This is a genomic window from Aquabacter sp. DMC10, from assembly GCF_056314145.1.
The window spans coordinates 116,033-135,927 of sequence record NZ_JBQUYX010000007.1 but is presented as its reverse complement, the minus strand read 5'-3'; the positions used below and the strand labels follow the sequence as shown (position 1 = coordinate 135,927).

Here is a 19,895-nt window from a genome sequence, read left to right as displayed (position 1 = left end):
GCCCCTTCGGTTCCCCTGCGGTCCCGGACGAAGCGGGAACCGGCTTGACTGACGGACAGATCTCAAAACAACGAGGTCGGCCGTTTCACCGGCGCTATGGCGCGCACGGACACGGCAGGCCGGACGGGCCGGGAGCGGCTGCGGGCGCGCTGTCGCCGTCGCCCTCCCGGGCCGCCGCCCCCGCGCCGCACCCCGATGGCGGCGTACGGGGGCCAGCCGTCTCATCGGCCGCCGCCAACAGGGCCGCGAGCCGGCTCGCCTGGTCCTGGACATCCGTCAACATGCGATACAGGTCCTTCACCATCGCCGTCAGTTGCTCATTCTGGGCTTCCAGGCGGCGGATGGTGCGCTGCGCGTCGTCTTCTGTCTGTGTCATCGCCCATCCCCGTTTCACCGCGGCCATCGCCGATCCTCGACGGCACCGTCATGCCCGCCCCACACGACACGTCCGGTCGTGCATCAATCCGGGTCGGGGCCATACAGAATGTCCGCGCGCACCTTGGCCCGCGTCAGGGCGGTAAAGAGCAGCCGGGCGGCGGGCGTGTCCGCAAAATCGGGCGGCACGTCGGTGATGATGACCGCCTGCGCCTCCTGCCCCTTGAAGCGAAAGATGGTCTCGAACCGGATCTGCCCGCTGTCCATGCGCTGGTTGCCCTGCGGGTCATAGGTACCGGTGGGGCGGGCAAGGGTGAAGGCGCCCACCTTGGCCGCATGCGCCAGCGTCGCCGCGCCAAGGCCGCGCAGCGAGAGCACCACCACGTCCTGCGCCCGAAAGCCCTGCTTCAGATGCTCGGTGACCACGGCCCCCGCCCGCCTGGCCACCTCGGCGGACGTCCGGCAGTGGTGCTCGCCGACGCCAAGTCCGGGCAAGGGGCTGCGGGCCTCGAAGGCAAAACCCGGCAGCCGATCCTGGATGAAGGCGGCGATGGATTGGGGGGTGCGATAATTGTCCTTGGCGTTGAAGGTCACGAAGCTGAGCGCGCGGAACGCCTCCTCGATGCCGCGCCCGGTCTCCTTGCCATGCCGGATGTCCTGGTCGCGGTCCTCGAACCACAGGATGTGGGGCGCCTCCGTCAGGAAGAGCTGGAGGATGTCGAGCCAGTCGGCGTCGAAATCCTGGCCCTCATCGACGATGAGCGTGTCGAAGCGCCAGTCATCGGGCACGCGTTCCAGAATGACCCGTTCCTGAAGCCCGCTCCAGAAGCCCGGCCGGGACATGGCGCTGAAATCGATGGCCTGTCCGCGCGAGGCCAGGAACCGGTCCAAAAGGCCGTGAAAGGTGGTCACCATGCACTCCGGCGGGGCCACCGCGCACAGACGCTCGGCCAGCGGCCGGTTGAAGCACACCAGGAGCGGGCGCCGCCCATCGGCCACCGCCTGGGCGGCGCAGTTCAGCGCCGCCACGGACTTTCCGCTGCCCGCGGTGCCGCGCACCCGCAAGCGCATGGGGTTCATCTCGATGGCCCCCACGATCCCCGCCAGCCCCCCGCCCGCGATGCGTGCCATGGCCTGTTCCCCGGCGCGCACATGGGCGTGGATGTCGGGCACCAGATAGAACAGATTCTCGAAGAAGCGCCGCACCAGCGCTCCCTCGCGGCCATCGGTGCCGGCGGGCAGGAGCGCCATGATGCGCTCCGGCAGCGCCTCCGCCGCGGTCGCATCCACCACCCGGTCGGCGGACAGGCCCGCGCCCACCGCCCCCTGCAGCCGGTGGTCGGGGCAATAGAAGAGATAATCCAGGGTCAGCGGATGGCCGGTCTGGCGCAGGAACTGCTTGCGCAGGCCATCCTGGTTCCGGTGGATCTGCGGCGCCACCAGCTTGGGGGCGGCGGTGTCATAGCGCTTGGCGAGCCCCTCGGAGGTCTCCTCCAGCCGGCCGGCCTTCTGCTCGATGATGACCACGTCGCCCGAGCGGTTGACGACGACAAAATCCGCCTCGCCGAACATCACCCGGGCGCTGGTGGACAGAGACCAGTGGACGGAATGATAGACCGCATAGTCCGGCGGCAGGGCCCGGCGCAGCAGGTCGAGGGTGCGCAGTTCGGCGGTTTCGCCCAGCGAAAGGTGGAGCGGCGTTATGTCCGAGGGAAAAAGCTGCGCCACGCCACAGGTCTCCACACACGCTGACATGCGCGTCTTAAGGGTAGAAGCGGCCGGCTACAAGCGGTCCTGGCCTTGTCTGTCATACGACCGTTTCTGACGCTTTTGCCGCCTAGGGTTCTCGGCGTTCGACGGCACGGGGCGGCGCGGCGGCGAAGGAGACGGCGATGCGGATGAAGGCAGAATGGGAAGCGCAGCAACGGGTTTATCTGAGCTTCGGGCGCTCCTATGACCCCGCTGTTCCCAAGGCGAGCCTTGGCCCGGTGCGGGAAGATCTGGTGAAGCTGGCGCGGGTGATCGCCCAGTATGAGCCCGTGACAATGCTCTTCAACACCCCGGAGCGCGCGCAGGCCGAGGCCATCTGCACCGGCAATATGGAGCCGCTGTTCCTGCCGCATTTCGGCATCTGGCCCCGCGACACGCTGGGCCTTCCGCTGTGGACCACCCCGCAGGACTATTCCTGGCTGGACATGAATTTCAACGTCTGGGGCGAGAGATTTTGCAGCAAGGGCTATCAGGCGGATCGCGATCTGGCCGCGCTTTTTGCCCGGGAGCATCTGGGCAAGACGGCGGGCAAGGCCAGCTTCGTGCTTGAGGGCGGGGCGATCGACGTCGACGGGGCCGGCACCCTCATGACGACGGAAAGCTGCGTCTTGCATCACCGGCGGAACCGCACGCTCGATCGGGCCGCCGCCGAGGCGCTGCTGAAGGCGCAGACCGGGGCCACCCACGTGGTCTGGCTGCCCGGCTCCACCGATCCTGGCGATGTCACCCGCGGGCATGTGGACGGGATCGCCCGCTTCGTCGCGCCCGGCGTCGTAGTGGTGGATGGCGATGACCATGCCAATGTGGCGGCCCTGCGGGCGGCCCGCCAAGCCAATGGCGCACCGTTTGACCTCATCCCCATCGCGCCGCCCACGACCCAGAGGAAGGGCAAGTACGATGCCCTCACCTATTTGAATTTTCTGGTCATCAACGGCGCCGTGATCGTTCCCGCCTTCGGGGACAAGGACCGCGACGCGGCGGCGGCGGCCAGGCTGAAATCGGCCTTTCCGGACCGAGACATCATCTGCCTGGAGCTGCCCGCCCTGATCCTCGAAGGCGGCGGCATCCACTGCTCCACCCTGAATGTCTGACCCAAACGAAAGGAGGAAGACATGACCGACGAAAAACGAGACCGCGCCAGCCGCTTCCAGTGGAACGAAGGTGACGTCGTCATCATCTCCCCCGGAAAGGCCCGGAAGGAGACGTCCCCGGACCCGGAAACGCCTCCCGCCGCCGGCACGCCCGCCGGCGAAACGCAGTCTCAGCCGGCGAAACGCCGGCCGGACGAGACCGACCCCACCGGCGGCAAATAGGCCGCCCCCACGACGGCCGGGAGGGCAACCTCCCGGCCCCGTCCTTTCGACCCATTCCCCCAAAGTGCCCAGAGGGGGCGCCGAGCCTGCCGTCTCCGGCCCGCGCCACACGGCGCAGTCCCCCCCGGTCCTATCCATCGGCTGCGGTCACGCCGCGCCCTCCCCGCCTCCCCGGCCCGATTACCCCTCTCCTTCGCTCCGCCCCCGAGGGCCGCGGCATCCAAGGGTCATGGCCTTCCTGGCGGCGCGACGGCCGCGCACGCCCTCCCGGCGGGGGCGGCAGCCCTCCTTTTCTCGCCCCCTCCTCCGACCGATGCCCTTCGCAGTGCAGCTCACGTCTTCGGCGATGCACAACGTTACCTCTATTGACAGTGCTGTTCGTGTATTAGAAAAATTGTTCATGATCGTGAAACAGGCCGAAAACCTCCTCGCCATTCTCGAGCTGTTCGCCAAGGTGCGACGGCCGCGCACGCTGTCGCAGATCAGCGAGGCGCTGGCCTTGCCCAAGTCCTCCACGTTCAATCTGCTGGAGACGCTGGAAGCGGGGGGCTTCATTCACGAAATGCGGCTGTGGGGCGGCTACTACCCCACCCGTCGCTTGCTGGCGCTCGCCCAGGACATTGCCGAAAACGACCCCTTCATCGACCGTCTGCGCCCCGCGCTCACCTGGCTCCAGGAGCAGACGGGGGAAACCGTGCTGCTCGCCCACCGCTCCGATGCGGAGATCGTGTATCTGGAGGCGCTGGAGAGCCGGCATCCGGTGCGCTACTTCGCCCAGGCGGGGGAGCGGCGGCCGATCCAGGTCACCTCCGCCGGCAAGGCCATCTTGAGCTGCTACACGCCGGAGGAGCGCGCGCGGCTCTACGCCTCGCTGCCGTTCGAGAAATATAGCGCGGCCACCTTGCCCGACGCGGCCGCCGTGGAGGCGGACATCCTGGCCTCCACGGCGCGCGGCTGGTTCGAGAACCTCTCAGAATTCACGCCCGACGTGCTGGGCGTGGGCATGCCGCTGATCCTGGACGGGGAGCGCCTCGCCGTGTCGGTGGCGGGGCCGAACTACCGCCTCATGGACAAGCGCGCCGAGACCGCCGCGCACATCGCCGAAGCCGTTCAAAGGATCCGATCCAGCTTCGAGGGACAGGGAGACGCCCCGTGATTTTGGCCCTTTCCCGGGCGCTTGCCCGGTTTGAAAAAGTCTTGCTGATGGTCGCCGCGGCCTTCCTGTTCGCGATGATGGTGATCGTGTTCGCCGATGTGGGCATGCGCTATCTCTTCAACAGCCCGCTGAGCTTCTCCTATGACCTGATCTCGCTCTACCTCATGGTGGGCGTGTTCTTCTTCAGCCTGTCCAACACCTTGCGGCATGACGAGCACGTGCGGGTGGATATTCTCTACCTGCGGGCCAAGCCGGCGACGCGCCGCCTGTTCGATCGCATCAGCTATGGCCTGTCGGCCATCCTGTTCGCGGTGGTGCTGTGGACTGGCGTGATGCGCGCCATCGCCAGCACCGCCCAGATGGAAGTGATGGCAACCCTGATCCCCTGGCCCATCTGGCTTGCCTATTGGATCGTGCCCCTCGGCACAGCCCCCATCCTGCTGCTGTGCGTGCTGCGCCTGATCCAACCCGAAGTCACCAACGAGCACCACGTCTGACCGGCCGCGTCGGCGCCCCCGCGCCGGCCCGCACCGAACGGGCGCCGCACCGGCGCCAGAAGAGCGCCGGAAGAGCGCAAACAGGGCACAGCGTCCGCGGCCCGGACACACCCAAGAACAGTTGAGGAAACGCCATGACGCCGGTCCTGGTCATCGGTTTTTTGTTTGCGCTGCTGGCCATCGGCACGCCCGTGGGGTTCGCCCTCGCCATTGCCGGCGCGGCCGGATTGTTCGCCACGGCGGGAAGCGTGGCGATGGTGGGCGTGCTGGAGACGACGCCGTTCTCGGTGGCCAATTCCTATGAGCTCATCGCCATCCCCATGTTCATCCTGATGGCCGAGCTTGTGGTGGCCAGCGGCATCGCCGATGGCCTCTTCCATGCCATGTCGGTATGGATCGGCCGGGTGCGGGGCGGGCTCGCGGTGGCCACGGCCCTCGCGGGGGCGGGCTTCGGCGCCATCTCCGGGTCCAGCACGGCCTCCGCGGCGGCGCTGTCCGCCACCTCCATCCCGGCCATGCTGCGGGCGGGCTATGAGCCGCGTTTCTCCTGCGGCGTGGTGGCCATTTCCGGCACGCTGGCGATGCTCATTCCGCCCTCCATCGCCTTGGTGCTCTACGGCATCATCGCCGAGGTCTCCATCGCCGACCTGTTGATCGGCGGCGTCATTCCCGGCCTTTTGGTCACCGCCGCCATCATCGCCACCATCTATGTCCTCATCTGGCGCGACCCCGCGCTCGCCCCGGCGACCCGCAGCTACAGCTGGCGCGAGAAGCTGACGGCCCTGCACGAGGTGGGGCCCATGCTGGCCCTGCTGCTGATCGTGACCGGCGTGATCTATCTGGGCATCGCCACGCCCACCGAGGCCTCGGCGCTCGGGGCCTTCGGCGCGCTGGTGCTCACGGCCATGGTGGGCAAGCTGACCTGGACCACCCTGGTGTCGGTGCTGACGCGGGCGGCGCGGGCCACCTGCATGATCTTGATGATCGTGATCGGCGCCAGCATCTTCGGCTTCTTCCTCACGTTGACCCAGGTGACCCAGGGCACGGTGTCGTTCGTCACCTCGCTCGATGTGTCGCCCTACATCATCATGGCCCTGATCGTGGCCCTCTACATCGTGCTCGGCTGCTTCATGGATCAGCTGGCGATCCTGATCCTGACGGTCCCCATCGCGGTGCCCGCCATCAAGGCGCTGGGCTTCGATCCGGTGTGGTTCGGCGTGCTGGTGGTGGTGACGGCGGAGGTGGGCATGATTACCCCGCCGCTCGGGCTGAACGTGTTCGTGGTCTCCCGCTACAGCGGCCGCCCGCTCGCAGAGATCTTCTCCGGCATCGCGCCCCATGTCATCGCACATATCATTGTGATCGGCCTGCTCATTGCCTTCCCGGCATTGGTTCTGTGGCTGCCCGGCACCATGAAGTGACAGGAAACCAAGGAGAATAAAACAATGACGAAGCGCAATTACATGGTTCGGGAAGCCGAGGTGAAAACCTATTCTCCCGTCAACCATTCCGGCACCGTGAACCGTCGCCTCATCAGCCGCGAGACGGTGGGCGCCGAGCAGCTGGAAGTGGTGCTCGGCACCATCGAGAAGGGCGCCGGCGCCCATCCGCATCATCATGATGGCATCGAGCAGGTCTGCTACGTGCTCTCCGGGGCGGCCACCGCCGAGGTGGACGGCGAGACGCTGCATCTGGGACCCGGCGATGCCTGCTTCTTTCCCGCCGGCATGGAGCATGTCTTCACCGCCGTCAGCGACGAGCCGGTGCGCGTGCTCGTGATCTATGCCCCCCCTTATGCCGAGAAGGTCTGAACCGATCAGGCCCCGACCGTTGGAGGAAACCCCATGACCCGTTCAATCCCCCGCGCCTTCTGGACCGGCGTGGTTTGCGCCGCGGCCCTGCTATGCGCCCAGATGGCGTCCGCCGGCGCCGCCGAGGTGACGCTGAAGCTGGCGGATTCCCTGCCCGCCGGCCACTCCATTACCAAGAATGCGACCCAGTATTTCTTCGACAAGGTGAAGTCCCTGACGGGCGGCAAGGTGGAGTTCCAGCACTTCCCGGCCGAGCAGCTCGGCAAGGCGAAGGATCTGCTCACCGTCACCCAGACCGGCCTGACGGACATCGGCTACATCGTGCCGAGCTATGTCTCGGAGAAGATGCCGCTGGGCGCGGTCGCGGAGCTGCCGGGCGGTTTCAACTCCTCCTGCGAGGGCGCCAAGGCGTTCTGGAGCCTGGCCAAGCCGGGCGGCCTCCTCGACACGCTGGAGTTCAAGCCCAATGGCGTGCGGGTGCTTTATGTGGTGGCGCTCTCGCCCTATCAGGCCGTGTTCTCGGACAAGGCCGGCTTCAAGAGCTTCGAGGACTTCAAGGGCCGCAAGATCCGCTCCAATCCCGGCCCCATGGAGCTGGCCCTGCGGGATCTCGGCGCGGTGCCGATCCGCATGACGCCCCCCGAAATCTTCGATGCCCTGACCAAGGGCACCATTGACGGCGCGCTGCTGCCCTACACCTCCACCTTCTCCTACGGCCTCAATGCGGTGGTGAAGGCGGTGACGGTGGGCCAGAATTTCGGCACCGTCGGCATCACCTATTCCATCAATACCAGCAAGTGGAACAGCCTGCCCAAGGAGGTCCAGGACGCGCTGACCAAGGCCGGCGAGGAGACCGTGGGCCACGCCTGCACCCTGTTCGATCAGGAAGAGGCGGCGCTCGCCACCAAGCTGAAGGACAGCGGCACCTTGATGGTGACCTTCACGCCCGAGCAGGAGAAGGTGCTGGCCGCCAACTTCGCCAGCGTGTCGAAGGACTGGGCGCAGAACCTCGAAAAGCGCGGCAAGCCCGCCGGCAAGGTGCTCGAGGCGTTCCAGGCCGCCATCGCCGCCCAGCGCTGACCTGCGCCCTCCCCAGTGATCGACCGGCGCGGGCCCCTGCCCGCCCGCGCCGCCCCCCCTTCTTTTGTCCGGGAATCCCATCCATGGCGGGGCTCTATTACGAGGATTTCGTGCCGGGACGGGTGATGCCCCACGCCATCACCCGCACGGTGACCGAATCCGACAACATGATGTTCAGCTGCCTGACCATGAATCCGCAGCCGCTGCACATCGACCGGCATTTCGCCGCCAAGACCGAGTTCGGCCAGCCCCTGGTGAACAGCCTGTTCACACTCGGCCTCATGATCGGCATCACGGTGGCCGACACGACGCTGGGCACCACCATCGCCAATCTCGGCATGAGCGACGTGCGCTTCCCCAAGCCGGTGTTCCAGGGCGATTCCCTGCGGGTGGAGACCACCGTCCTCTCCAAGCGCGAGAGCCGCTCGCGACCCGACGCCGGGCTGGTGGAGTTCGAGCACCGCGCCTTCAACCAGGACGGCGTCGAGGTGGCCGTGTGCCGCCGCCAGGCGCTGATGCACAAGCGCCCGGCATCCGGGAGCGTACCGGCATGACCGCCCGGCCCCGCTCCTATCTGTTCGTGCCCGGCGATGCGCCGGACAAGATGGCGAAGGCCGCCGCCGGACCGGCCGATGCGCTCATCCTCGATCTGGAGGATTCGGTCGCCCCCGGGCGCAAGGCGGCGGCGCTGGAGGCGGTGTGCGCCTTCCTGGACGCCCAAGGGGCGGATGCGCGCCCGCGCCTTTATGTGCGCCTCAACGGCACCGAGCCCGACCGGGCCTTAAACGAGCTGGCCGCCCTGCCGCTGCGGGCGCTCGCAGGCCTGGTCTGGCCGAAACTGTCCGGCGTGCGCCAACTCGATCCCATCGCCTACGGGCTCGACGCGCTTGAGGCGCGGGACGGCATCGCCAGGGGGACCATCGGCATCATCGGCATCGTCACAGAAACCGCCGCCTCCCTGCTGAATGGCGCCGACCTCGGGCGAGGGCATCCGCGCCTCGAGGGCTATAGCTGGGGCATGGAAGACCTCTCCGCGGACATTGGCCGGGCCCCGCTGCCGGGCACCAGCAATGCGGGCGCGGCGCTCGCCGAGCATGCCCGCCTGTTCTGCCTCCTGGTGGCGCGCGCAGCCGGCATCGACGCCATCGACGCGGTGGACCCCGATTTCCGCACGCCGGAGCGGCTGGCGGCCGAGACCGTGCGCGGGCGGGAACTGGGCTATTGCGCGCGCATGGCCATCCATCCGGCCCAGATCGCGCCCATCCACCAGGGGCTGGCGCCGGACAGCGCGACCCTGGACTGGGCGCGCCGGGTGCTGGACCTGGCGGCGGCGCATCCCGACGTCTCCGCCTTCCAGCTGGACGGGCGCATGGTGGACCGGCCCCATATTCGCACCGCCGGCCTCATTCTCGAACGGAGCCGCAGGCCATGATCCCGCTTCTCACCGGCATTCGCGTGGTGGACATCACCTCCATCGTGCTCGGCCCGTTCGCCGGCCAGATCCTCGGCGACCTCGGCGCGGATGTCATCAAGGTGGAGCCCATGGCGGGGGACCTGGCGCGCTCCGTGCACCCCAGCCAGGGCGAGGGCATGAGCGCCATGTTCCTCAACAACAACCGCAACAAGCGCTCCATCTGCCTCGACCTGAAGACCGAGGGCGGGCGGGCGGTGCTGTCCCGCCTGGTTGAGCAGGCGGACGTGCTGCTGCACAACATGCGGGTGGACGCCATCAGCCGCCTGGGCTTCGGCTTCGAGGCGGTGAAGGCGCTCAATCCGCGCATCATCTATTGCTCGGCCATCGGCTTCGGCCAGGATGGGCGCTATCGCGACCGGCCCGCCTTCGACGATGTGATCCAGGCGGCGAGTGGTTTGGCCATGCTGCCGGCCCATGCGGGGGGCGAGCCCTCCTATGTGCCGAGCGTCGTCGCCGACAAGGTCGGGTCCCTCTATGCGACCTACGGCATCCTCGCCGCCCTCGCCGCCCGCGCCCGCGGCGTGGTGGAGGCGGTGGATGTGGAGGTGCCCATGTTCGAATCCCTGGTCAGCTTCCTGTTCAACGAACACCTGGCGGCCGCGACCTTCAGCCCGGCGCCGGAAGGGGCGGGTTATCACCGGCTGTTCTCGCGCAATCGCCGGCCCTATCGCACCCGCGACGGCTGGGTGGCCGTGCTGCCCTATACGGGCGACCAATGGCGGCGCATCCTTCAGGAGATTGGCCGCACCGATGTGATGGCCCAAAGCTGGTTCGCCGATGCCGGTGCACGCAGCCAGCGGGTGGATGAGCTTTACGGCATCCTCGCCACGGCGATCACCGGGCGCACCACGGCCGAGTGGCTGGACACTTTCGCGCGCCTCGACATTCCCCATTCCAAGGTGAACGACCTCGACGACCTCCTGGTGGACCCGCACCTGTCGGACGTGGGCTTTTTCGCGCCGGGAGGACAGGCGCAGGCCGGGGCGACGCGGGCGCTGCGCCAGCCCGTGCTCTATCGCGGCGCGCCCGCAGCGCCGGACCGCCCGGCGCCGCGCGTGGGCGCGGACACGGCGGCCATTCTCTCAGGTCTCGGCTATTCGGCCGAGGAGGTGCGCGCTCTGGCGGCGGACGGCGCGATCGGCTTGGACGGGGAGGCATGACATGACGGACCGAGACGCCTATGGCCGCATCGGCCTGGGGTTCCATTTTGAGGATCTCAGCCTCGGCATGAAGTTCCGTACGGCGGGGCGGACCATCACCCAGGCGGACCTGTCCGCCTTCTGCAACCTGTCCTGGCTGACCGAGGAGCTGTTCACCGACGCCGACCACCGGGCCGGCATGGCGCTCCCGGCGGCGGTGGTGCCGGGGGCGCTGGTCTATGCCTTCGCCGAAGGCCTGCTGCTGCCCATGATGCAGGGCACCGGCCTCGCCTTCCTGGAGGCGGACGTGCGGGTGAAGGGGCCGACGGTGGTGGGCGATACCCTCACGGTCTATTGCGAGGTGACCGAGATGCGCGTCACCTCCCGCGGCGACCGGGGGCTGGTGCGCACGCTCAATTCCGTGCGGCGCGGCGACGGCACCGAGCTGCTCACCTACAATCCGCTGCGCATGCTGAAGCTGCGGGGCGCCTGAAGCCCCTCCCCCCGCAAGCCCGCGCGCGCCTCAGGAGGCGGCGCGCATGGTGGTGACGGCGACGCAATTGTCGCCCACCGGCATGAGCAGGGTCTGCTCGCCGCTGGGCAGGAGGTAGAAAGCCAGGTCCGACAGGGGCGACTGGAGCTTGGAGCCCGGCGGCAGCAGCGCGGTGGCATCGGCGCACCGCTGCTTGAGGGGGATGACGCGCACCGAATTTCCCTCGCAGGACGCGGCATTGGGCGCGACGAGGATCACGCCGGCCGCCTGCTCGGGTCCGCGCGCGCCGGGGGTGAAGCGCATGCCCACGGTGCCCTGCACCGAGTGCGCATTGGGCGCGCTGTCGGCCACTTGGGTCTGGAGGGCAAAGCTGGCGCCATTGGTCAGCGCCTTGCCGAGCAGCGCATAGGTGGCTGCGCAGGTCTTCACCCCCCGCGCCAGGGCATGGGCGGTGAACAGGTCCTGGCCATTTCCGCCCGCCGCCGCCGACGCGGCGTCCCGCGACATGAGACCGAAAAGCCCGCTCGGGTGCGACAGGCCCCAACCGAGCGCGAGGCCGACGAGGAGAACGCCCGCAAGGCCCGCCCCTTGGACAAGACGGCGAACCCGGGATGAGGGACGTCCTGGCGGTTCCCGAGAACCCGGGGGCGTCGGGCCGGGACCCATGAGGCGATCATGGATGCTTTGCTTGTGCGGCATGGCGGCGAGTCCAAAAAGGCTGCGGTGGAACCGGAAGGGCGGCCCGCGGGGGGGTCAGATCGCGGACAGCGCCTGTTTCAGGCCGGCGAGCGGAGCGCGGAAGGACTGGCGCCGCACGGCGCCGTTCTCCTTCACCTCATAGGCGACGCCCACCATCCGCGCCGCCTCCATGGCCGCGCGCAGGCGGGCATCCACGGGCTGATAGGCGATGCACAGCCGCTCATCGCACCCATAGACCGGCACCTCCAGGGGGGCATGGCCGTCCTGGAGATCCAGCGCCACCTTGCCGAACAGGCCGCCGGCAGGGATGCGCAGGATCATGACCGGCCGGCCGTCGGCCATGGCCGCCAGCGACCAGCTGAAAACCACACCCCCGGCCGGGCCGAGGATCTCCTGGGAAATGTTGCAGACCTTCTGCTTCTTGACCCGGTTCTCGTCACAGATGAGCGTCCAGTTGGGAAACGGCCGGATGGTGCGCACATATTGGCCGAGGGGCACGTCCGGCGGGACGGCCACGTCCGACGGCTTGACCGCATAGCCGGGCGTCAGGCCCGCAGACGCAGGAGCTGAGGGGGGCGGAGGTCCGCTCGCCCCGTTCTTCTTGGCCGTCTCAGCCGCAAACGCGGGACCGCACAGCAAAAGCGAGAGCATGAGGGCGCCGAAGGCACGCCGCCTCCCCGTCCGAAACGACATGGGATCGCCCCGTCAATTCAGGGTGAGGCTCACGCCACCGCCAAAGCCCCAGTCCCCGCCCGACGTCCCGCCGGACAGGTTCATCCGCATCCGCTGATCGGGCGTCGTATAGCCAAGGCCCAGCGCAAAGGCCCCTTCCCCGCCATAGGCACCGGCGCCGGCGGCCGCGCTCAGCTTGCCCGGCCGGTCGTCATAGCGCAGCGATCCGGCGGCAAGGCCCACCGCCGCCGCCTGGTTGGCCTGGGTCCGCACGCTGTCGATCGAGCTGTTGAGCATGGCGAACTTCTGGTCGGTATAGGCATTCGCCTGAGCCAGGGTCTGGCGGGACTTGGTGTCCGTATAGCTGTTCGCCGTGGCCACCGCGCCGGAGGTCCGGGTGTCCGTATAGGCATTGGCGCTGGTCAGGGTCTGGCTCAGGCCCGCATTCATCTGGGCGACGTTGACGGCGTCGGTGCTGGCGACGCCGGTGGCGACGTTGGAGATGACGACGGGGGCGCTGGCGTCGCCGCCGGCCAGCGTGATGGAGTTCAGCTTCCGGCCCGCCCCATCGGTGTCATATTGCACGGCGTTCTGATTGAGCGTCGTGAGGCTGCCCATGGCGGAGGAGAGCGCCTGGTTGGTGGCATAGAGCTGCGAGCCGTTGATGGCGTCGGTGGAGGAGGCGTTGACCTGGCCGGCGGCCACGTTGGTGATGGTCCGCTCGGCCCCCGCCGCGCCCACCGATACCGTGCTGGTGGCCCGGCCCGCCACCGCATAGGTGGTGCCGTTCACCACCATGCTGGAGGTCTGCACCGCCGCGGCCGTGGTCGACCCCGCGCCAAGCGCCACATCCCCCGCCTGATTGGCGACGGCGCCCTGGCCGATGGCGGTGGAGTTGGCGGCCACCGCCTGCGCCGCCTGACCAATGGCGATGCTGTCCGTGCCCTGGGCCTGGGCGGCGGCCCCGGAGGAATTGACCTTTACGTAGTCCGAGCCGCCGCTTTGGTTGAGGGTGGTGATCGAGGTCTGCAAGGTGGCCAGCTGCGTGTCCACCGCCCCGAAGGCATCGCCCACCGTATTGTAGGTGGCGTGATTGACCACATAGCTCGGCGCCAGGAGCGTGCCGTTGGGCGCCACCGAAGCCCCGCCCCCCAGGATGGTCGCGACACTGGAGGAGACGCCGTAAAGCTGGGCGCCATTCACGGCATCGGACGAGGCCGCTGAGACAGCGCCGGCCCGCACATTGGTCAAGGTGGTGCCGCCGGTGCCGGCGAACGTGAGGGTGGTCTTGGGGTCGCCGGAGGCGCCGTCATAGAGCACGGCCCGATCGGAAAGCGCGCTGACGCCGGTGGCCACGGCGTTCAGCTGGGCGACGTTCACAGCATCGGTGGCCGCCGTGCCGGCGGCGACGTTGGAGATCTTCTGCGCCACGCCGCCGCGGCCGGCATCATAGGCGCCAAGCGACGAATTCCATTGCAGCGCATTGGCCTGGAGCGCCGCCACATTCTGGTTGGCGGCGAAGAGCTGCGCCCCGTTCACCGCATCGGACGAGGTGGCCGACAGGGTGCCGGCTTTGACATTGGTTAGCGTGGTGCCCGACGTGCCGGCCAAGGTGACCGTATCCTTGGCGCTTCCCACCGTCCCGTCATAGAGCACGGCGCGGTCCGAGAGGTTGGACAGGCCAGCGGAGACCGCGCTCACCTGGCCCACATTGGCGGCATCGGTGGCCGCGGTGCCTGCGGCGACGTTCGATATCTTCTGCGCCGCGCCACCGGAACTGGCGTCATAGGCGCCGAGCGTCGCGCTCCACTGCAAGGCATTGGACTGAAGCGTGGCCACATTCTGGTTGGTGGCGAAAAGCTGCGCCCCATTCACCGCATCGGTGGAGGCGGCCGACAGGCTGCCCGCCTTCACATTGGTCACCGTGGTGCCGCCGCTGCCGGCCAGGCTGACGGTGTCCTGGTTGGTGCTGGTGTAGGTCACCGCCACGTCCCGCAGGCCGGTGAGGGCGGAGTTGAGGGCCTTCATCTGCGCCACGTTCACGGCGTCCGAATCCGCCGTGCCGGCGGCCACCCCATTGATCTGGCGAAACTGCCCGGCGGCGGCGTTGCCCACCGAGGCGCCGGCCAAAGTGCTGGTGGTGGCGCTCACTCCCGCGCTGGCGGCGGCGCTGGCGTTGCCGGGCGTGTAGCCGCTGAGGCCGGCGGCCGTGTTGGCCACCGCATCCTTGCCCAGCGCGACGCCTCCGGCGGCGCCCACGCTGGCGTTGGGGCCAAGGGCCACGCCGTTTGCCACATTGGCGGTCGCGCCCGCGCCAATGGCCACGGCGGAGGCGCCGCTGGCGGATGTGGACGGCGAGCCGATGGCCACCGCCTGAGACCCGACGAGGGCGCTCAGATTGGCGTCCTGCACCGCCAGGGAGGTTCCGATCAGGCCGGACACCCAAGCCAGGCCGCCATTGGTGGTGCTGGCCTGGCAGTTCCAGGTGGCGGTGGTGGACGCGGGGTCGTCGCGGGTGAGGCACATGTTGCTCAGGCCGGCACTGGTTCCCGCGCCCGAGGTGCCGCCGATCACATAGCCGCCGGCGTGGGCCACTGAGGCGATGCCCAGGGACCCGACCGTCGCAACCCCCATCTGCAGGCCCAAGGCCAACGTCTTGCGCCGCACCAGCAGCAGCCTGCCTCCCCCGCGCAGCACCCCCATGAATTGGCGACGCCGCGCGAAATACATGGTTAACGATGTATTTTCACTTGACCGGCCATTCCGGCAATATGGTAAATAATACATCGCATTCCCCCGAACATGCCAATGCATCGAACAGTTAAGTCGGCGCATAAATCAGGGCCACCTGCGGTTGCGTCAATCGATAAAATTTGACCGGATCAATTCCAGCCCATCGTAATCTCCGGCCTGCTCGGCAGCGTCTACGGCGCTGGCCAGCGCCCCCCGTCCGTCGGGGGGTGGTGTGTGTAACGCAAGTCGAGCCCCCGCCGGCCCCAGTTCCTGCTCTGACAAGCGCCGAATGAGATCGTATTGGCGCTGCGCGGGAAGTTCCTGGCAAGACGCGAGAACAAGTCCCGTAACATAGTGGACGAAGATCAGGTTGACGCTGGCCTCGCTCCATTCCTCCAGGCGCTCGGCCAGGAGGATTTGGCGGAAGGCGCGTGCGAGCTTCTCCAGCGCGGAACGCTTGACATCTGAACTGTCCGAATGGTGAGCCACAGACCACATGGCGGCAAAACAACCGTCCCCACGACGGCACCCTCTGGTTGAGGTAGGGTGATACATGCGGAGTTTTTACCAGTTTCCTAAGCCCCCGATGGGCCGCCACCGCAATTAGAGGTAGTATATAGCCACATACACAGCTACGACGTTGAATGACTTGAGTTTAATTTTTTTGCGCCGATCGCTCACAAAATTGGACGATCCCCTGGCCGCGTCGAAGTCGGCGCCGCACCCAGGTCGGCGGGAGGGTCGCACCGCGGAGGGGCGGCCTCAGACCCCCTTGCACCACGATTCCCGTTCTCGGGCATGTCGGGCATGTCGGGCATGGCCGCCCCCGCCGGCTGCGACGTCCACCGCAGTCCGGACACAGGCCCGCTCCGGTGCGGGTCGTCCCAGAGGTGGCCATATCGACGGGCGTGCCGCCTCTTGGCCCGGCGGGCGTCTCGGTGGGCGAAGAGGGTCTTTGCCAGTTCATCTCGTCGGCTTTGGACGGTACCCCGGCGACTCCCGCAACGGCATTGCGCGAGAGAAATTCAATAAAACAGCCACGGCACAGCGCGAAATCCACTTTTCGCCGCACAAATATTTACATAATATAACGATAACATATAACAGTAAAAAAATTATGGTGCGCCACCAATAAAGTGGGAGATTAGGTCATGACCCCCCTGAATTGCGCATGCTTCTCTCCAGAAAACGTTGGCGAGCATGAGCTGAGGGCACGGGGCATTACGGAACATGGACAGAATGGAGGAATGTCACACATTCAGCGTGACCACCTCATCAGAGGGCAATATTACTATCGGTTTTGCGATAGCAAAAGATTTTCTCTGGACGAAAAGCGAGAAATGTCAGGCGGATGGTGGATAGAGTACGAAACATTCATGAAAATCAGAGATGCCGCCAGACGCCAGGAAACGATCAGAGATTACGCCCGAAAGCAGGGACAGAGCGGATTGAGTTATGCGGCGAAATTGTACTTGGCCGTCCCCTACGAATGGGGAGATTGCGGAATATTAGTAAGTGCCTGCCTGAAGGCCAGACTGGATGCGTTCAAAGGGCGCGGCCTCACCGTCCGTGTATCCAGGGGCGATAAGGCAGATCGTCGGGATGGCGGCGCCAATTTTGTGCCGATACAGGACCCGACCATTGGACAACTGTATATTCCCGGCCTGAAGGACGTCTTTGCCAACGCGTTCACTTTCGTGACCCATGGCGATGCTGCGCGGTTTGCATAACGCCTCATCCTCACTTTAACCGCCGTGCGGGCAAGGCTTTGACGTTCAGCCAGGAGGCCAACGGGCAAGCCCGGCGCGCCTGCGCGGATGCACCATCCGACAGGGGTGGCCGCCTCCTCCGGTCGGAGGCGGCGATCGCCCGCCGCCGGGCGCTTGGGCGGCGGGCGGGACGGCTTAAGGGGCCGTGGCGCCTGATGAGGCCTCAGGGATGACCGGGAGCAGAACATAGGCCTCCCTCTGCGGCCCCGTATGCAGGGTTGTCGTTCCCGCAAACAGGCTTTCAGGGCGGTCGAAGGGATCGTCGTGAAGCCAGGGGCCGGAGCCGCGATAGGCGGTGGGGTTCGCGGCATCCACGGGGCGCTGGAAATCCGTTCCTCGCACATCCAGAGCGAGCCGGTAGCCGGCCGGCAGGACGATGCAGGTGGGCCAGATTTCCACCATCACCTCATAGACTTCGCCGGGCCTCAGGGGCTGCTTGTCGTCGTGGGTGTGATAGGGCTGGTGGGGGCGCGAGCGCGCCTCGCACAGCTTGCGATGGGAGGCGCGCAGCCAGCCCTGCGCCAGGGGCGTGTGCGGGTCCACCGTACCGGGGAACGCCACTTCCACCCCCTCTGGCGAAAAGGCCCGCACGGTGACGAAAAGGTCCGCGTCGACCGTGGAAGAGGAGACGTGCATCTTCAGCGCCAGGGGGCCCGTCAGTTCCATCTCCTGCGCGAGCGGCGCCGACATCCAGCACAGGCCCCCGCTTCCGGCCGCAAAAGACGCCGAGCCGGGCGCCTGCGGCGCCGTCCAGCTGAGGGCACCGGCCGCCGCATCGAGATGCAGCCGGGTCCATTGGGTCCGCGCCAGCGGCCATTCCTCTTCCTTGCGCAGCTCGAACGTCGATTTGAAGGGCCGCCGCAGATGCAGCCACACGCGCGGCTCGCGGTCCCAGCCATTGTCCTCGCCCTTCAGGAAATGGTCGAAGAAGCGCTTCTGCAGCGCCATCCCATAGTCCAGATAGAACCATTCCTCGTGGCGGCCGGGATGGGCTTCGAGCCATTTCTGGGGCGAGGCCGCCTCGGTGAAGGCGGAAAAGTTTCCGCGGGGATGCAGGCCGAAGCCCGCCCAGTTGGCGGCGCTCAGGAAGGGGGTGACCACCTTGCTCCAATCGGGCGAGCGGGCGCGATACCAGGCATCGTCCATTTCGCGGGCGCGGGCATTGGCGTGGGTGGCCATGCGGTTGGCGTGAAGCTCGGCCTCGGACAGATGCGCGGGGCCGGTGGCCGGTTCTCCCATCCAGGGGTCCATGGGCCCTTTGGGGTTGCCGTGCTGGACCGAGAGGATCTGGCGCGGATACCAGGTTTCCAGGAACTTGTTGGACAGGATGCCGCCGTGGCGGAAGAAGTCCCGATAGGTGTCCGCCGCACCTTCCCACGGCACCATGGCCGCCAGATGCGGCGGCTGGAGCGCCGCCACATGCCACTGGTTGATGGCATAATAGGAGATGCCGTTCAGCCCGACCTTTCCGTTGCACCAGGGCTGCGTCCCCGCCCATTCGATGGCGTGGTAATAGTCCAGGGTTTCGCGCGGCGAGAGGATGTCGAGATAGCCTGGCGAGCGTCCCGCCCCGCGGGAATCCACCCGCACCACCGCATAGCCCCAGGGCACCCAGAGTTCCGGGTCGACGGTTTCCCAGGTCAGCCAGCGATGCTGCGATCCGGCCAGCAGATCGGGATGGGCCCGGGTGAGAAAATCCCAGCTCGCCTTGTAATGGTCCTGGTAGCGCACGCCTTTGCCATAGGGGCCGAGCGTCATGATGACGGGCACGGGCGCATCCGTGTCTGGGCGGAACACGTCGGCCTTGAGCGCCAGTCCATCATCCATGGGGATGGCAACGTCGCGCGTGATGATGAAGTCTGACATGGCACTCTCCCTGGCCCGCTGATGAAGGGCGGCCACCGGGGGCGGCCGCGGTGCGTCCCGTTTGCGGGACGCTCAGTCGGAGCTCACGCCCGAACTTTCCACGAGGCCTTTCCACTGGTTGACCAGCTCCCGGTACAGGACGGGAAAGTCCTGCGGCTTTTCGGTCGCGGGGCTCACGCCGAGGTCGATCAATTGCTTGCGGACCTCGGGATCGGCCACCGCATCGGAAAAGGCCTTGGCCAGCTTGTCGATGATCGGCTGCGGGGTGCCCACGGGGGCGAGGAACGCCTGGAAGCCGCGCGCCTGGGAAAAGCCCTTCACGCCCTGGGAGGCGAGCGTCGGCCAATCGGGATAGGCGGCGGCGCCGTCGGGGCTGGTGATGCCGATGAGGGTGACCTGGCCCTGGTCCACATAGGGCTTGGCGGAGACGATCATGGCCAGGTCGATTTCCCCGGCCATGAGCGCCTGCATCACCGCGCCCTCGCCCTTATAGGGCACGTGCACCATGTCGATGCCGTTTTCCTTCTTCATCACCTCGCCGAACAGGTGCCCGGCGCTGGCATGGCCGAAGGTGCCATAGGTGAGCTTGCCCGGATTCTTGCGTGCGTAATCGAGCAGCTCCTGCCCGGTTTTCACCGGCAGCTTCTTGGAGGCGACGAGGGCCACCTGGGTCTCCCCCACCCGCGCGATGGGGACGAAATCCTTGAGCGGGTCGTAGGGGGGCGTTTTCGTCAGATAGGGCAGCGCGCCATGGGACGCGCCGTTGGCCAGCAGGATGGTGTAGCCGTCCGGCGCCGCCCGCTTGACGTAATTGCTGCCGATGGCGCCGGACGCGCCGGGCCGGTTGTCGACGATGATGACGCCGTGCAGCGCCGGGGCGGCCTTGTCGGCCACCTTGCGGGCGAGAATGTCGCTAAGTCCCCCCGCCTGGCTGGGCACCACGATGGTGATGGGGCGCGCGGGATAGTCGTCGGCGGCAAAGGCGAGGGTCGGCAGCGCCGCCACCGCGGCGGCCAGGACAAGGCGTTTCAGCATGGCTTCCTCCCGT

General features: G+C 67.3%; 20 protein-coding genes. 12 read left to right on the top strand and 8 right to left on the bottom strand.

Annotation, left to right across the window (positions count from 1 at the left end):
- Positions 1-94: 94 nt before the first annotated feature.
- On the bottom strand, positions 95-376 hold the full coding sequence (locus ACT54L_RS18595) for a hypothetical protein (protein WP_476087115.1): 282 nt from the start codon (positions 374-376) through the stop codon (positions 95-97).
- A gap of 83 nt (positions 377-459) precedes the next feature.
- Positions 460-2,103: an ATP-binding domain-containing protein gene (locus tag ACT54L_RS18590; RefSeq protein ID WP_476087114.1), complete on the bottom strand. Its 1,644-nt coding sequence runs from the start codon at positions 2,101-2,103 to the stop codon at positions 460-462.
- Positions 2,104-2,267: 164 nt separating this feature from the next.
- Here ACT54L_RS18590 and ACT54L_RS18585 point away from each other — a divergent pair, with 164 nt between their 5' ends.
- The 11 genes from ACT54L_RS18585 (at position 2,268) to ACT54L_RS18535 (ending at position 11,108) form a co-directional block, all read left to right on the top strand.
- Positions 2,268-3,236, top strand: a complete 969-nt coding sequence (locus tag ACT54L_RS18585; protein WP_476087113.1) for an agmatine deiminase family protein — start codon at positions 2,268-2,270, stop codon at positions 3,234-3,236.
- A gap of 21 nt (positions 3,237-3,257) precedes the next feature.
- On the top strand, positions 3,258-3,458 hold the full coding sequence (locus ACT54L_RS18580) for a hypothetical protein (protein WP_476087112.1): 201 nt from the start codon (positions 3,258-3,260) through the stop codon (positions 3,456-3,458).
- Between the two features lie 400 nt (positions 3,459-3,858).
- The gene (locus ACT54L_RS18575; protein WP_476087111.1) at positions 3,859-4,614 is read left to right on the top strand and encodes an IclR family transcriptional regulator; all 756 of its coding nucleotides are present in this window, start codon (positions 3,859-3,861) and stop codon (positions 4,612-4,614) included.
- Positions 4,611-5,111 (top strand): TRAP transporter small permease subunit, encoded by a 501-nt coding sequence (locus ACT54L_RS18570; protein WP_476087110.1) that lies wholly within the window; start codon positions 4,611-4,613, stop codon positions 5,109-5,111. The genes ACT54L_RS18575 and ACT54L_RS18570 overlap by 4 nt, the downstream gene beginning before the upstream one ends.
- 134 nt (positions 5,112-5,245) lie before the next feature.
- Positions 5,246-6,532: a TRAP transporter large permease gene (locus ACT54L_RS18565; RefSeq protein ID WP_476087109.1), complete on the top strand. Its 1,287-nt coding sequence runs from the start codon at positions 5,246-5,248 to the stop codon at positions 6,530-6,532.
- A 24-nt stretch (positions 6,533-6,556) separates the two neighbouring features.
- Entirely contained in the window at positions 6,557-6,922 is a 366-nt protein-coding gene (locus tag ACT54L_RS18560; RefSeq protein WP_476087108.1) for a cupin domain-containing protein, read from the top strand.
- A gap of 33 nt (positions 6,923-6,955) precedes the next feature.
- Complete coding sequence (locus tag ACT54L_RS18555) at positions 6,956-8,002, top strand: TRAP transporter substrate-binding protein (protein WP_476087107.1); 1,047 nt, start codon at positions 6,956-6,958, stop codon at positions 8,000-8,002.
- An 83-nt stretch (positions 8,003-8,085) separates the two neighbouring features.
- Positions 8,086-8,556 (top strand): MaoC family dehydratase, encoded by a 471-nt coding sequence (locus ACT54L_RS18550; protein WP_476087106.1) that lies wholly within the window; start codon positions 8,086-8,088, stop codon positions 8,554-8,556.
- Positions 8,553-9,434: an HpcH/HpaI aldolase/citrate lyase family protein gene (locus tag ACT54L_RS18545; protein WP_476087104.1), complete on the top strand. Its 882-nt coding sequence runs from the start codon at positions 8,553-8,555 to the stop codon at positions 9,432-9,434. The genes ACT54L_RS18550 and ACT54L_RS18545 overlap by 4 nt, the downstream gene beginning before the upstream one ends.
- On the top strand, positions 9,431-10,636 hold the full coding sequence (locus tag ACT54L_RS18540) for a CaiB/BaiF CoA transferase family protein (protein ID WP_476087103.1): 1,206 nt from the start codon (positions 9,431-9,433) through the stop codon (positions 10,634-10,636). Before ACT54L_RS18545 ends, ACT54L_RS18540 begins: the two co-directional genes overlap by 4 nt.
- Position 10,637: 1 nt before the next feature.
- A complete protein-coding gene (locus ACT54L_RS18535; protein WP_476087102.1) occupies positions 10,638-11,108 on the top strand; it encodes a MaoC family dehydratase in 471 nt (156 codons plus the stop codon).
- A gap of 30 nt (positions 11,109-11,138) precedes the next feature.
- Here the strand turns inward: ACT54L_RS18535 and ACT54L_RS18530 are convergent, their stop codons facing one another.
- The 4 genes from ACT54L_RS18530 to ACT54L_RS18515 form a co-directional block, all read right to left on the bottom strand.
- Positions 11,139-11,615, bottom strand: a complete 477-nt coding sequence (locus ACT54L_RS18530; RefSeq protein WP_476087101.1) for a hypothetical protein — start codon at positions 11,613-11,615, stop codon at positions 11,139-11,141.
- 246 nt (positions 11,616-11,861) lie between these two features.
- Positions 11,862-12,458 (bottom strand): invasion associated locus B family protein, encoded by a 597-nt coding sequence (locus ACT54L_RS18525; RefSeq protein WP_476087100.1) that lies wholly within the window; start codon positions 12,456-12,458, stop codon positions 11,862-11,864.
- 54 nt (positions 12,459-12,512) lie between these two features.
- The gene (locus tag ACT54L_RS18520; RefSeq protein ID WP_476087099.1) at positions 12,513-15,209 is read right to left on the bottom strand and encodes a YadA-like family protein; all 2,697 of its coding nucleotides are present in this window, start codon (positions 15,207-15,209) and stop codon (positions 12,513-12,515) included.
- 129 nt (positions 15,210-15,338) lie between these two features.
- The gene (locus tag ACT54L_RS18515; RefSeq protein WP_476087098.1) at positions 15,339-15,710 is read right to left on the bottom strand and encodes a hypothetical protein; all 372 of its coding nucleotides are present in this window, start codon (positions 15,708-15,710) and stop codon (positions 15,339-15,341) included.
- A gap of 653 nt (positions 15,711-16,363) precedes the next feature.
- Here ACT54L_RS18515 and ACT54L_RS18510 point away from each other — a divergent pair.
- A complete protein-coding gene (locus tag ACT54L_RS18510; RefSeq protein ID WP_476087097.1) occupies positions 16,364-16,942 on the top strand; it encodes a hypothetical protein in 579 nt (192 codons plus the stop codon).
- Positions 16,943-17,116: 174 nt separating this feature from the next.
- Here the strand turns inward: ACT54L_RS18510 and ACT54L_RS18505 are convergent, their stop codons facing one another.
- Together ACT54L_RS18505 and ACT54L_RS18500 are read right to left on the bottom strand one after the other, a co-directional pair.
- Entirely contained in the window at positions 17,117-18,847 is a 1,731-nt protein-coding gene (locus tag ACT54L_RS18505; protein ID WP_476087096.1) for a CocE/NonD family hydrolase, read from the bottom strand.
- A 72-nt stretch (positions 18,848-18,919) separates the two neighbouring features.
- A complete protein-coding gene (locus ACT54L_RS18500) occupies positions 18,920-19,882 on the bottom strand; it encodes a Bug family tripartite tricarboxylate transporter substrate binding protein (RefSeq protein WP_476087095.1) in 963 nt (320 codons plus the stop codon).
- Positions 19,883-19,895: the final 13 nt, after the last annotated feature.

Coding starts and splice junctions, on each gene's coding strand:
- ACT54L_RS18595 (WP_476087115.1), bottom strand. CDS start 376: ATGACACAGACAGAAGACGACGCGCAGCGCACCATCCGCCGCCTGGAA.
- ACT54L_RS18585 (WP_476087113.1), top strand. CDS start 2,268: ATGCGGATGAAGGCAGAATGGGAAGCGCAGCAACGGGTTTATCTGAGC.
- ACT54L_RS18580 (WP_476087112.1), top strand. CDS start 3,258: ATGACCGACGAAAAACGAGACCGCGCCAGCCGCTTCCAGTGGAACGAA.
- ACT54L_RS18575 (WP_476087111.1), top strand. CDS start 3,859: ATGATCGTGAAACAGGCCGAAAACCTCCTCGCCATTCTCGAGCTGTTC.
- ACT54L_RS18565 (WP_476087109.1), top strand. CDS start 5,246: ATGACGCCGGTCCTGGTCATCGGTTTTTTGTTTGCGCTGCTGGCCATC.
- ACT54L_RS18560 (WP_476087108.1), top strand. CDS start 6,557: ATGACGAAGCGCAATTACATGGTTCGGGAAGCCGAGGTGAAAACCTAT.
- ACT54L_RS18555 (WP_476087107.1), top strand. CDS start 6,956: ATGACCCGTTCAATCCCCCGCGCCTTCTGGACCGGCGTGGTTTGCGCC.
- ACT54L_RS18550 (WP_476087106.1), top strand. CDS start 8,086: ATGGCGGGGCTCTATTACGAGGATTTCGTGCCGGGACGGGTGATGCCC.
- ACT54L_RS18545 (WP_476087104.1), top strand. CDS start 8,553: ATGACCGCCCGGCCCCGCTCCTATCTGTTCGTGCCCGGCGATGCGCCG.
- ACT54L_RS18540 (WP_476087103.1), top strand. CDS start 9,431: ATGATCCCGCTTCTCACCGGCATTCGCGTGGTGGACATCACCTCCATC.
- ACT54L_RS18535 (WP_476087102.1), top strand. CDS start 10,638: ATGACGGACCGAGACGCCTATGGCCGCATCGGCCTGGGGTTCCATTTT.
- ACT54L_RS18530 (WP_476087101.1), bottom strand. CDS start 11,615: ATGTCGCGGGACGCCGCGTCGGCGGCGGCGGGCGGAAATGGCCAGGAC.
- ACT54L_RS18525 (WP_476087100.1), bottom strand. CDS start 12,458: ATGCTCTCGCTTTTGCTGTGCGGTCCCGCGTTTGCGGCTGAGACGGCC.
- ACT54L_RS18520 (WP_476087099.1), bottom strand. CDS start 15,209: ATGTATTTCGCGCGGCGTCGCCAATTCATGGGGGTGCTGCGCGGGGGA.
- ACT54L_RS18515 (WP_476087098.1), bottom strand. CDS start 15,710: ATGTGGTCTGTGGCTCACCATTCGGACAGTTCAGATGTCAAGCGTTCC.
- ACT54L_RS18510 (WP_476087097.1), top strand. CDS start 16,364: ATGACCCCCCTGAATTGCGCATGCTTCTCTCCAGAAAACGTTGGCGAG.
- ACT54L_RS18505 (WP_476087096.1), bottom strand. CDS start 18,847: ATGTCAGACTTCATCATCACGCGCGACGTTGCCATCCCCATGGATGAT.
- ACT54L_RS18500 (WP_476087095.1), bottom strand. CDS start 19,882: ATGCTGAAACGCCTTGTCCTGGCCGCCGCGGTGGCGGCGCTGCCGACC.